General features: G+C 46.9%; 15 protein-coding genes. 11 read left to right on the forward strand and 4 right to left on the reverse strand.

Annotated elements, in window-relative coordinates; genetic code table 11:
• The 5 genes from HA494_05320 to HA494_05340 form a co-directional block, all read left to right on the forward strand.
• The coding region (locus HA494_05320; protein ID NHV97192.1) for a 50S ribosomal protein L44e at positions 1–222 on the forward strand (222 nt) is incomplete at its 5' end.
• Positions 223–231: 9 nt separating this feature from the next.
• Complete coding sequence (locus HA494_05325) at positions 232–432, forward strand: 30S ribosomal protein S27e (protein ID NHV97193.1); 201 nt, start codon at positions 232–234, stop codon at positions 430–432.
• Positions 433–451: 19 nt separating this feature from the next.
• Complete coding sequence (gene gcvH, locus HA494_05330) at positions 452–889, forward strand: glycine cleavage system protein GcvH (GenBank protein NHV97194.1); 438 nt, start codon at positions 452–454, stop codon at positions 887–889.
• Positions 873–1,997: an ATP-NAD kinase family protein gene (locus HA494_05335; GenBank protein ID NHV97195.1), complete on the forward strand. Its 1,125-nt coding sequence runs from the start codon at positions 873–875 to the stop codon at positions 1,995–1,997. Before gcvH ends, HA494_05335 begins: the two co-directional genes overlap by 17 nt.
• Before the next feature lie 47 nt (positions 1,998–2,044).
• A complete protein-coding gene (locus HA494_05340) occupies positions 2,045–4,213 on the forward strand; it encodes a hypothetical protein (GenBank protein NHV97196.1) in 2,169 nt (722 codons plus the stop codon).
• Here the strand turns inward: HA494_05340 and HA494_05345 are convergent.
• Positions 4,210–4,386, reverse strand: coding sequence for a ribosome biogenesis protein (locus tag HA494_05345; GenBank protein ID NHV97197.1), 177 nt, complete (start codon positions 4,384–4,386; stop codon positions 4,210–4,212). The two genes, HA494_05340 and HA494_05345, sit on opposite strands and share 4 nt — an antisense overlap.
• Positions 4,387–4,393: 7 nt before the next feature.
• Positions 4,394–5,344, reverse strand: a complete 951-nt coding sequence (locus HA494_05350) for a translation initiation factor IF-2 subunit alpha (protein ID NHV97198.1) — start codon at positions 5,342–5,344, stop codon at positions 4,394–4,396.
• Between HA494_05350 and HA494_05355 the strand changes: the two genes are divergently transcribed.
• Complete coding sequence (locus HA494_05355) at positions 5,295–5,933, forward strand: hypothetical protein (protein ID NHV97199.1); 639 nt, start codon at positions 5,295–5,297, stop codon at positions 5,931–5,933. The two genes, HA494_05350 and HA494_05355, sit on opposite strands and share 50 nt — an antisense overlap.
• Here HA494_05355 and HA494_05360 read toward each other — a convergent pair.
• Positions 5,921–7,255: an NUDIX domain-containing protein gene (locus HA494_05360; protein ID NHV97200.1), complete on the reverse strand. Its 1,335-nt coding sequence runs from the start codon at positions 7,253–7,255 to the stop codon at positions 5,921–5,923. The two genes, HA494_05355 and HA494_05360, sit on opposite strands and share 13 nt — an antisense overlap.
• A gap of 96 nt (positions 7,256–7,351) precedes the next feature.
• On the opposite strand from HA494_05360, the gene HA494_05365 reads away from it, so the two are divergent.
• The 5 genes from HA494_05365 to HA494_05385 all read left to right on the forward strand — a co-directional run bounded on the left by HA494_05365 (position 7,352) and on the right by HA494_05385 (position 10,787).
• Complete coding sequence (locus tag HA494_05365; protein NHV97201.1) at positions 7,352–8,464, forward strand: Mrp/NBP35 family ATP-binding protein; 1,113 nt, start codon at positions 7,352–7,354, stop codon at positions 8,462–8,464.
• Positions 8,465–8,561: 97 nt separating this feature from the next.
• Positions 8,562–9,218, forward strand: a complete 657-nt coding sequence (locus HA494_05370; GenBank protein NHV97202.1) for an ECF transporter S component — start codon at positions 8,562–8,564, stop codon at positions 9,216–9,218.
• A gap of 63 nt (positions 9,219–9,281) precedes the next feature.
• Positions 9,282–9,554, forward strand: coding sequence for a radical SAM protein (locus tag HA494_05375; GenBank protein ID NHV97203.1), 273 nt, complete (start codon positions 9,282–9,284; stop codon positions 9,552–9,554).
• A 30-nt stretch (positions 9,555–9,584) separates the two neighbouring features.
• A complete protein-coding gene (locus HA494_05380; GenBank protein NHV97204.1) occupies positions 9,585–10,331 on the forward strand; it encodes a radical SAM protein in 747 nt (248 codons plus the stop codon).
• 75 nt (positions 10,332–10,406) lie between these two features.
• A complete protein-coding gene (locus HA494_05385) occupies positions 10,407–10,787 on the forward strand; it encodes a hypothetical protein (GenBank protein ID NHV97205.1) in 381 nt (126 codons plus the stop codon).
• 138 nt (positions 10,788–10,925) lie between these two features.
• Here HA494_05385 and HA494_05390 read toward each other — a convergent pair.
• On the reverse strand, positions 10,926–11,202 hold a 277-nt coding region (locus tag HA494_05390), incomplete at its 5' end, for a type I glutamate--ammonia ligase (protein NHV97206.1).

An 11,202-nucleotide genomic window follows, 5' to 3' on the forward strand; every position in this document is an offset into this window, starting at 1 on the left:
CACAGTGTTACGCTCTACAAGAAGGGGAAGGAGCGGAGCACAGCGTTGGGCGCAAGAAGACACGCTGAGGATAAAAAGGGGTATGGTGGGCAGAAGTTCCCCGAGCTTAAGAGGACAGCGAAGACGACAAAGAAGCAGACACTCAAACTAAAGTGTAAAGAGTGCGGCAGACAAACTATGAGGGAGGGCATCAGGCTAAGAAAGCTTGAAATTGTGGCGTAGGTGTAGAATATGGCGAAGAGGGAGAGAATTCTGCTGCCTAGACCCAGAAGCAGCTTCCTTCTGGTTCAGTGTTCAAACTGTAGTAGCGAGCAGGTAGTCTTTTCACACGTGAATATGCTTGTTAAGTGCAATAGCTGTGGAGCTCCTCTAGCGCAGAATACTGGAGGGAAGAGTGAGATATTAGGTACCGTGCTGAAGAGGCTGGATTAGCGTTTGTGGGTTGTGGCTTATTATGGCTGAAGAGGAATTTAAGATTCAAGAGGGGCTCTTCTACACAAAAGAGCACGAGTGGGTTAAGATTACTGAACAGAAGAGGGTCTTTGTAGGTATAACTGACTATGCGGTGAAGATGCTTCGAGACATCGTCTACGTTTCACTACCTGAAGTGGGCATAACGCTTAGAAGTGGTGAGGTCTTAGGCTCTGTGGAGTCGGTTAAGGCGGTCTCAGACATCTATGCTCCTTTATCGGGTGTTGTTGTAAGGGTCAATGAGAAGCTTGCTGCTGCGCCTGAGTTGATTTCACAGTCACCTTACGATGAGGGGTGGATAGTTGAGATAGAGCCATCAAACATAGATGAAGTTAAGAGGCTATATACCGCATCTGAGTACGCTGCTTATTTGAAAGAGCTGAGTAAAAAAGAGAGTGGAGATGAATCTAAAAAGTGATAAGATAGGGTTTATCGTCAACCCCGTGGCTGGCATAGGCGGTAGAGTGGGGCTAAAGGGTTCTGATGGAGAACACATTGTGGAGAAAGCCCTTGAGTTAGGCGCAAAGCCAGTAGCACCACAAAGGGCTAAAGAGTTTCTGAGCGAACTCAAACGGTTAGGGGTTACTCCACAGCTAGTAGGCTACGATGGAGAGATGGGTGGCGATGAAGCCAGAGAAGTGGGGTTTGATTTTAAAGCCTTGAGTCCGGTTAAGCGCTCCAAGACTACGGCTGAGGATACGAAATCTGCCGTAAAAGACTGTGTGAATGATGGCGCTTGTTTGATTGTCTTCGTAGGTGGGGACGGAACAGCAAGAGATGTTTTGGACGCTATCAAGGAGGGGGTGCCTGTGATTGGTGTACCATCGGGTGTTAAGATGTATTCAGCTGTCTTTGCATCTACGCCTAGAGGGGCTGCAAGATTGGTTTACGAGTATCTGAGGGGTAGAGTGGCTGCTAGGTTAAGTGAGGTTCTTGATGTTGATGAGGAGAAGTATAGGTTAGGCGTGCTTTCAATCAAACTTTACGGTTATCTTCTAACATTATCAGACCCCATTCTTCTCCAAGCATCAAAGATGCCCACTATGATTACTGAGGATGAGTTGGAGAACCAGAAGGCGATAGCGAGAAGGCTCGTCAAAGAAATGAGTGATGACGTGATCTATATACTTGGCTCTGGGACTACTACAAAAGCCATCGCTGATCTGCTCGGTCTTCCAAAGACTCTTCTTGGCGTTGATGTGATAAAGAAGGACAGAGTTATTGTAAATGATGCTAACGAAGCACAGATTCTTGAGGCGATAAGGGGGAAGAAGGCTAAGATAATCGTTTCACCAATAGGGCGGCAAGGCTACATTTTTGGGCGAGGAAACCAGCAGATAAGCCCAGAGGTCATAAGAGCGGTTGGCAGAAGCGGGATTATAGTAATAGCAACAAGGGGAAAGGTAGCTACGCTAGACTCTTTAAGAGTAGACACGGGAGACCCCCAACTAGATCAGCATCTAGAGGGCTACTATCAAGTTATAGTCGATTATAACGAGAGCCAAGTCCTAAGGTGTATCGCATAAAGTTATAAAACCATCAGATTTAACCACAAGGTTAGGCGCAGAATCGGTTGGCTGATCTAAGCCAGTCACTTAAAGAGGCCTTAAAGTCTATTCGCAGACCGACAATAAGCTCTAGAACCATCTTACTCACCCTCGCTTTAGTGGCGGTCTTTTCAATAGCCCTCTCCCTCAGAATATACCCAGCAAGATACGGCTACTACCTCCACGAATACGACCCCTACTTCGACTACTACGCAACAAACCATCTAGTAGAGGGGGTTAAGGCGAGGGGTCTAGACGGCTTAGCCGAGTATTTTAAATGGAGAGATTACAGCACGTGGTTCCCCGAGGGGAGGGATGTTGCTTCAAGCTCCCAGGTTGGGCTGCACTTCTCAGGAGCGATCCTCTACCTCATAGCAACAGAAATATTCAACATACAGATCAGCCTCTACGACTTCCTAGTAATTCTGCCAGTCTTCTTGGGCGCGTTCACTACTCTGATCATGTTTCTGCTCGTCAAGAGATTTGCTGGTGCTGGAGGCGGGCTCCTAGCAGCGCTCTTCTTCGCAACCTCACCACCTATACTTGGGCGTGGAAGCCTAGGCTGGTTCAAGTCAGAGCCGCTTGCGCTCTTCCTCGCATTATCAGCCACCTACCTCTATCTCACAATCTACGATTCAAATGTTAAGATGAGGGGGGTTATGTGGCGGGCTGGCTTGGCTGGCATTCTGCTAGGCTACGCTAACACCTGCTGGGGAGGAGCACAATACTTCGGTATAGTGTTTGGGCTCTTCTTCATAGTAGCCTCGCTACTTAAATTCGACTTAGAGAAGACCACATACTCTGGAGGACTTCTAGTATCCTTAACACTCATCTTCAGCTCGATCTTCCCAAGACCAGGCCCATCCTTTATCCTGAACCCTATAGGTATACTGCTTATCGTTGGGTATCTTTTTAACTTAATAGCATATAGGCTTGCTTCTGTTCAGGAGAAGATGTTTTTACGAAGCTCCTTAAAGGCGGTCTTTACGCTGCTTCTGGCTGGTCTACTCGTTGTGAGCTTCGGCGTGGTTTCGGCTGTTAGTGGTAGATACCTTACGGTAGTCTACCTGTTCTATAGAAGTGGTAATCCTCTTGTCGAATCTGTGGCCGAGCACTTTGTGCCTACGCACCTAGAGTATTTCACATCTTATGGCTTGCTCTTGTTCTTAGCCGTCTTCGGCGTTTACATCGCGTTTAGGCGTAGAAGCCCTGCTACCGTTTTAGCTCTAATTCTGGGCATATCAGGAGTTTATGTTGCGTCTTCATTCTCTCGACTTATGGTCTACTCAACACTAGCTTTAGCAATTTTGGGGGCTATAGGTTTGGTTGAGCTATCTTCATCTGTTTTGAGATCACATATGGTTGCGGGTAAGAAGGCGTTTCTACACGAGGTTAGGGGTGATGTTAAGATCGCCTACTCCATCTTACTCATCGGGCTCCTAACGCTGCCTATGGTATACCCTGTTGGTGCTAGTTGGCGGGATGCTGCAGATTCGCCTGTGAGCATAGCGAACGCTGGCACAAGCTTCAAAGTAGAACTTTCGGATTGGCGTGAAGCCCTAGCTTGGATTAAAGATAATACTCCTGAAGATGCTGTTATAATTGCTTGGTGGGACTACGGATACTGGATAACGGTTATGGGAAATCGAACAACCCTAGCAGATAACGCTACCATAAACTCGACCAAGATCGCTCAGATCGGGCGCCTATTTATGTCGAACGAGACCCAAGCAGCATCCATTCTCAAGGATATGCTGCGTGACCCCAAGGATCCTAGTAAGCTGAGACCTGGTTATATAGTAGCCTTCGTAGCCGGGCAGAGGTTCTCTTCACAAGGCTATGAATACTACATGTTGGGTGGAGGGGGTGACGAGAGTAAAAAGCAGTGGTTCATTCGGATAGGCGGGTTGAATATTACTCAATTCCTCTACGAGGACGAGTTCACACCTAAACCATACTTCTGGGAGAATACGATACTGGGTAAGATGTGGCCCTTTGAATTGCTAGGGTTTGTCGATAGATCGGGTAGGCTGCAAGGCACGGAGTATAAGCTTGGTTACATCGCGCTCTACATGAAGCAGCTAAAGTACACTGGGGAAGGTGGGTTGTTAAAGCTCGTCTTCAAATCCTCCAGCCTAGACAACCCAAGTGAGGGCGTGTTCGCTGCTGTGTTGGTGTATAAGGTGCAGCTCTAAGCTTCTTTCGGCTTACTGTTCTTGTAGCGCTCAACCAACCTATAGGTAGCGTATTTGTCCTCTAGTGAGAACTTCGGTGGATGTGGATACACGGTTTCGCTTCCGCATCGGCGGCAGATCTTTGATAGCGTGTAGATCTGGCATCGGTCACATCTACGAAGAAGCTTTTCCAAGATTTTATCAGCTCCTTGTGAAGGAGAAGAATGCGTTGTTCTTCTGAAGGATGCTTTTGGCTTTGTTAAGTGCTGCGTCTAAAGCCCTCTCGGCAACCTTGTAGTTCTCCGCTGTGACGGTTATCATATATTTTGAGGCTGCGAGATAAGTTATCTTCACCTCAGCCCCACCGCTCTTAACCTTTTCGGCAGCGTCTAACGCCTCCTTAATTATATCGATACCATTTGGGCTAAGAGACCTAGCCTCAATAACCCCCTTAATATTAACAGTTGGGAGAGTTATCTTCTCCTTTGCTACTTGTTCTAACGTCGCAACGTATTCAGCCGGGAGGTTCAAGCCTTCGAAGGCTTTCACCCCTTTGGCGACCAACTCCTCAAGCGCTTCATATAGATCGTCATACTCCTTCAGTATAGCATCCTCATACTTCACAGCTTCTTCTTCAGTCAAGTTGAGCCTCTTCTTAACCGTGTTGAACACGTTTCTGGCTTTCTCCGCCCGTTTGATCTGAAGCATCTTAGCCCTTCTTTCTTCATCAGTAACCTGCCTGAGTGAGAGGTCTACCTCACGCCTAACCTTGTTTACCCTTATCACCTTAAGGACCAGCTTCTGGTTCTCCTGCACATATCTACTGATATTCCTAACCCAACCCGTGGATATTTCTGAGATATGCAGGAAGCCTTTTAACCCACCGTATTCGTCTAAAGTCACGTAGACTCCATATGGTGTTATCTCAGTTACCGTAGCGTAGACCAGCTCACCCTCTTCAGGTAGATCTTGCGCAGCCTCCAAACCTAAGCCTCCAACATCAGGCACAACACTATGGTACTTGAACCTTACCTTGTATAGTAGATGGTAAGGCTGATATAACAGTCTGTGGAAGTTTCTGTTGTTGGTTGATGTGGAGAAGGTGCCTGAGGTTGCGGTAGCGACGCTTGACGGTAGGGCATACTTCTTCATATCGAGCTTGCTGAAGAGTATGGGTATACGGTTCAAAAGCCTTACACCGAACGAGCAGATAGATGAGCGTGTGAAGCTTGTGCTCTCTACGAAAAAAGAGCGCCCTCTGATACCTTTTGACCGAGTGTTGTGTGTTGAGGATTTAGATAGCGAGTTGGCTACGGCTAAGATCCTCTATATGGTAAAGAATCCTGCTGGAGAATCTGCATATATTCTTGGCATCGACCCCGGGGTTAGGATAGGGATTTCAGCATTCTACTTGGGCGATGAAGTGTATAGTTGTGTCGTCTACTCTGCCGCAAAGGCTGCGAACATAGTCTCTAAGCTTCTCAGGAGCACCCCGGCTAAAAAGAAGGTAGTGAGGATAGGTGATGGGAATATTGATGTAGCGTTAAAGATAGCTGAGGCTTTAGCGGATGAATTTGACAAGCAGATTCACATAGAGATAGTAAACGAAGCCGGCACCACCGCATTGGCCAAGAGCAAGCCGAATAAGCGGTACGTAAAAGACCTTAGAGCGGCTAGGCTTATAGCGTTGAGGCAAGGAAGAGAACTCACACCCAACCTTATCAAGAGCTATGGGAAGTAGGAGGCTTTGAACGCTTCAATAGCGTAGTCATAAACCTTCTGCGGGTCGACGGGCCCGTGCTCACAGATTATCTTTGTGACGAGATCTGGTGGTGTGACGTCGAAGTAGATGTTTCTAACTTTAAGACCCTTTAAGCCCCTATGGATCTGTGAAGGCGACCTTTCTTCTAACCTAGGTTTTCTAAATAGTGTGCTAACACCTATCTTGAGGGTTTCAGCAGCGATGTAAAAGGGTATATTTGCTCTTTTGGCCGCTAAGGCTACTAGATAAGTTCCCATCTTATTGATCACTGAGCCGTCGGCAGAGATGGTGTCCGCTCCTGTAAGCGCTAGATCTACTTCTTTGGCGAAGTGTCCGATAGAGGCGTCTGTTATTAGCGTTACCTTGCACCCGCTTTTAGCAAGCTCCTTAGCCATAGCCCGACCTTCATAAAGCGGCCTCGACTCACTCACATACACCTCCAGATTAACCCTTGACGACGCTTTCTTGAGCGCCTCAAGGACTGTGTTGCTGAAGCTATGCGTCAACACCTTCGAAGCCCCTTCAAATATCTTGGCGGCGTGTTCAACACACCGCTTAAACGCTTCATCTTTGGTTTGAAGCCACTTCTTAACCTCGCTCCGCAACACCTCTTTAAGAGCATCCACATCTAAGCTTTTACTGTACCCCTCCATAACACGCCCAAGTAGATATACAACAGCATTCTCTATGGCGAGCATGCTCGGTCTCGCATCAGCTAACTTCTTAGCATAAAACTTGACGAAGGATATGTAATCTTCTACATCACCTCCTTTAAACGAGTCTGATGCTTTTACGAGGATTTCACCGGCCTTAGCAGCTAGCCAACTTGAGCCATGCGTCAAATCGTTTTTCACCTCTTTAAGGTATCTTCGTAGTCTGCTGCTCAACTTATGTGTGCTGGGCTTAACCCTCTCTAACGCATCAGCCAGACGAGGTACAGTGTTATACTGCTTGATCTCCTTCGGTTCGATCCAAGCGTAGGTTTCGTGCTCCCAATCCAACCTTATTTTGTTAGTGGGGGCTTTAAAGAGGAAGGGGTGAACGAGCCACAGTACATCTCTATCCTTGTCATAGGCGGGGAGAGGATCGCCTCTTTTCAGAAGCGCTTCTCTACCTATCTTTAACCCAGTCTCCTCCTCTACCTCCTTAAGTGCGGTATCTAGAGGCTGCTCACCCTCCTCAACATACCCGCTTACACCAGCCCAAGCGCCTTGATAGCTCCCAACTTTCGTGCTCCTCTTTAAGATAAGGATCTTACCTCGGTAGGCTAGGAATGAGGTGGCTACAGACCTTATCAGCAACGCTCCTCCGACTAATAGATCACATCTCACCTAAAAACCTGCTGACTGCCGTATAATCTTATATGGCGCTTTTGACCCAGATTTAACTAGATTTCTATGGTAACCAAGAGTAAAATAATGGAGGCGCTTTCAACAGTAATCGACCCGGAAATAGGCTTAAACATCGTCGAGCTCGGAATGGTCAAAGATGTTAAGATAGGGGATGGTAAGGTTAGGATAGTTATCGCTCTAACTGTGCCGAGCTGCCCGCTAGCCAACACACTAAAAAGGGATGTTGAGAGGGCTGTAGGTAATCTGGATGGTGTTCGGAGCGTCGCTGTAGAAACTACGTCTATGAGCCAAGAAGAGTTAAACAGCCTCAAACTGAGGCTTCAAGAGAAGTTCAGTAAAAGACCTTCTGCTATAGCTATGGAGAAGATGGATAAGAAGAATATAGCGCACATTATAGCGGTTGTATCGGGTAAAGGCGGTGTCGGTAAATCATCCGTCTCAGCCCTACTAGCAAGTGAGCTTAGAAGGATGGGGTATGAAGTAGGTGTGCTTGACGCTGATGTCACAGGTCCGAGTATAGCTAAGATCTTCAACCTAACCGAGAAACCCAGAATAGGGGAGAGAGGCGTAATACCGCTGACCACGAAAAGCGGGATAAAGGCGATCTCAATAAACCTACTTCTAGACAACCCTGAGAGGGCGGTTATTTGGAGAGGACCTATCGTAAGTAATGTGATAAAGCAGCTGTACTCCGAGGTCGATTGGGGCGACCTACACTTCCTCATAATCGACCTTCCGCCGGGCACGAGTGACGCACCTCTTACAGTCTACCAATCTATACCTATCGATGGAGCTATAGTGGTAAGCACACCACAAGATCTAGCCTTAATGATAGTAGCGAAGGCAGTTAACATGGCTAAAGCGGTAAATGTGCCTGTGCTCGGGCTTATCGAAAACATGGGCTACCTGATCTGCCCACACTGCGGACATAAAATCAACCTATTTGGAGAACCGAAGGGTGAAGAGGCTGCAAGAAGGTTCAACATACCGTTCTTAGGCGTTATCCCCCTCGACCCTAAGATGGCTGAGATGGCTGACAGCGGGCTTATAGAGGACTACCGAAGCCATGCCTTCGCTGAAGTCGCCACCAACTTCAAAAACGTAGTCCTAAAGAGATTAGTCGACACATCACCTATCGGTTGGAGGAAAATATCTTAATTTATTAGAGCATAGCCTCTCAATTACCATTCATTTGCACAAAGCTATTATGGCAATAACCATAAATAGCCGTTCAAACAACCCCATAACGATTAGCATGAACGTTAATGACGAGCTTAAACTTAGTAAAAGTAGGAGAATAGCGGTTATAGCGATCTTCGCAGCGGTGGCGGCTGTAATAAGACTGCAGAGCAAGGTTTTGAGCTTACCCTTCCCACTTATGCCAGCTTTAAAGCTTGAGATCTGGGAGATCCCTGTTGCTCTAGGGTTACTACTTTACGGACCTAGTGTAGGTTTCAGCGCCAGTGTAGTGGTCTTGGCTATAGGTCTGATGGTTGCTAGTAACCCCACAGGGCAAGTATATAACTTCATAGCCTTTTCAAGCATGTTAGTGGGGGTGGTGTTGGCGAATAAGATCTACTCGCGCAGCAGAAGATTCAGCTTAAGGGGAAGTGTACTCACATCCACAATAGGCGGCATATTAGTTAGAGTCGCAGTTATGGTGCCCCTTATGCTGGTTATGCTACCTCTTCCACCTCCTCTAGGCTTCAACCTACCGCTCTGGAGCAACCCTGTGCTGCTCAGAAGCTGGGTCGTTGCGCTCGTTCTTTTTAACTCGCTAGTGGCAGCATACACCATACCCATCTCATATCTGATTGAGGAAGCGCTGGTCAAAAGGTTGACACCCCTAACTTGGATACGCCTACCCCTTTTAAGGCTTCAGGCTGTGGGAGGCAGAGAAGCTAAAGAGTAAGTGCTGAAGATAAAGAGATCAACACATATATTGCCTTTAGCTCACATACTTAATGATCTGTAAGTGTACTTAGCCGCTATCAAGCCAAAGAATGTCGCCCTATTCTTAAGAGGATACCGAAGGACGGCTGTATTTGCGGTTACCTCACAATGTAATTGTAGATGTGTGATGTGTGGTATGTGGGAGAAGCCTAAGCAGCACATCTCTCTATCCGATGCTAAGCAGATAATTGACTTCCTAGCGAAAAGGCGCTTCCTAATACTCTACCTAACAGGAGGCGAACCCACACTTCACCCAAATATATGTGAACGCTCATATCTGGATAGGAGTAGTTAACGGGAGACCAGCACGTTAAATGAGAGGAAAATGACCTACTACCAACCATATATGAGCGTATGTGAAATAGTCAGCTACGCTTCATCCAAGGGCCTCATAACTACTATGACGACCAACGGAACCGTATCACAAAAGGTTCTGCTGAGGCTGAGGGAAAGCGGGCTTCAGAGCATAAGCGTTTCACTAGACCACTATGATCCTCAGCGATGCGAATCTATTAGAGGTGTTAAAGGGATTATGGAGAAGCAGGTCAAGAGCCTCCTCTACGCAAACACCCTAGCTCTAAGACCATACGCCCTCACATACCTAGGGCCGGAGATCGCTAGAGATGGTGTTGAGAAACTTATCAGCTATGTGAACAGACTTGGGCTGCCTTGGGGCTTCTGCTACCCCACCGATGCAAAGAACTCCTTCACACTAAAACCAGAGGCTCGGAATCGATCTGATTTACTGAACGCTCTACAAACCATACTGCATTTTAAGAAGAGTAAGCCGGGTAGCGTAACCAACACCCTCGCTTACATAGAGGACGCTATACGCCACACAGAGAATAAGCCTACAAAACACCCCTGCTTAGCAGGCTATACCGTGGTTTACATAGATTGGTTCGGAGATGTCTACCCTTGCTTCATAAAGGGAAGGCTGTTCAACATATTTGATGGAAGGGAGAGGTTTGAAAGGTTCGACTGCGACCTCTGCTTAGCCAACTGCTTCAGAGAACCATCCTACCTCGCTAAACTATCTTTACCATTCGCACTTAAAGAAGTCTTCAGCTAACAACTCAACTTGATAAGCAGCATCAAAAAAGTTAACAAAGAACCCTAATAATCAAAGAGAGAAACTTGAGGATGTATGCTAACGCCAAGAGCAGCCTCTAATCTAACCACACATCTACAGAGAAGAGCAGCAACCTACCTCGAGGTCTGCAGAAACCTTGAGGAGGCAGCGTCCACAGCCAAAAGCCTAAAACGATACATTGGTAAAGAAGATGACAAAGGTAGCGGCTCTAAACTCATAACACTAGGTATAGCTCTAATAGCGTTCCCAGAACCAACGATTTCAGATGCTCTAGGTGCGGCGCTTATAGCATTAGGGCTGCTCAAAAGGAAGATGAGGAAGATCGGTATAAGAGACGTATATGAAGAGATGCATCAAGCAGCTAATTGCATAAAAGAAGCTGCAGAATACACGCAAACGGTGATGCAGAATAAATCGTTGAAGTATTTAAACTAGGAGCTAACAGTTTATTAGGCTCCACAAAATATTCCGCATCATCCACGCAAATAACCGTTAAGCTTTAGTTATAGAGGTTACTAACAAATGCAATATAGGAGAGATGCTTGTTAAAAGAGCGGGCACGAAAAGGAAATTCTAGATGTCGAAGTAGAGGTAGAATTCGTGGGGATGTGGTCGCATAGAGACCTCGAAGTATTCTTTCAACTCGATTTCTATTATACGCTCGATCGCCTCTGAGGGGAAGATGGGTTTCAGGAACTCTCGGTCGCTCTTTAACGCTTCCACCGCCTCTTTTAGGCTTCCTGGGAGCTCCTTTATGCCGAGTTCACGCCTTCTTTCAGGCGTCAGCTTGTAGATGTTTTCGTCGAGGGGATCGCCTATCTCGATCTTCTTCTTAATACCATCTAGCCCA

This window comes from Nitrososphaerota archaeon (genome assembly GCA_011605775.1).
In the GTDB taxonomy this organism is placed as follows: Archaea; Thermoproteota; Nitrososphaeria; order Nitrososphaerales; family JAAOZN01; genus JAAOZN01.

Bases quoted from the DNA above. Each gene is read 5' to 3' on its own strand.
- HA494_05365 (NHV97201.1), top strand. From the start codon at position 7,352: ATGGTAACCAAGAGTAAAATAATGGAGGCGCTTTCAACAGTAATCGAC.
- HA494_05380 (NHV97204.1), top strand. From the start codon at position 9,585: ATGACCTACTACCAACCATATATGAGCGTATGTGAAATAGTCAGCTAC.
- HA494_05370 (NHV97202.1), top strand. From the start codon at position 8,562: ATGAACGTTAATGACGAGCTTAAACTTAGTAAAAGTAGGAGAATAGCG.
- HA494_05385 (NHV97205.1), top strand. From the start codon at position 10,407: ATGCTAACGCCAAGAGCAGCCTCTAATCTAACCACACATCTACAGAGA.
- HA494_05350 (NHV97198.1), bottom strand. From the start codon at position 5,344: ATGAAGAAGTATGCCCTACCGTCAAGCGTCGCTACCGCAACCTCAGGC.
- HA494_05335 (NHV97195.1), top strand. From the start codon at position 873: ATGAATCTAAAAAGTGATAAGATAGGGTTTATCGTCAACCCCGTGGCT.
- HA494_05325 (NHV97193.1), top strand. From the start codon at position 232: ATGGCGAAGAGGGAGAGAATTCTGCTGCCTAGACCCAGAAGCAGCTTC.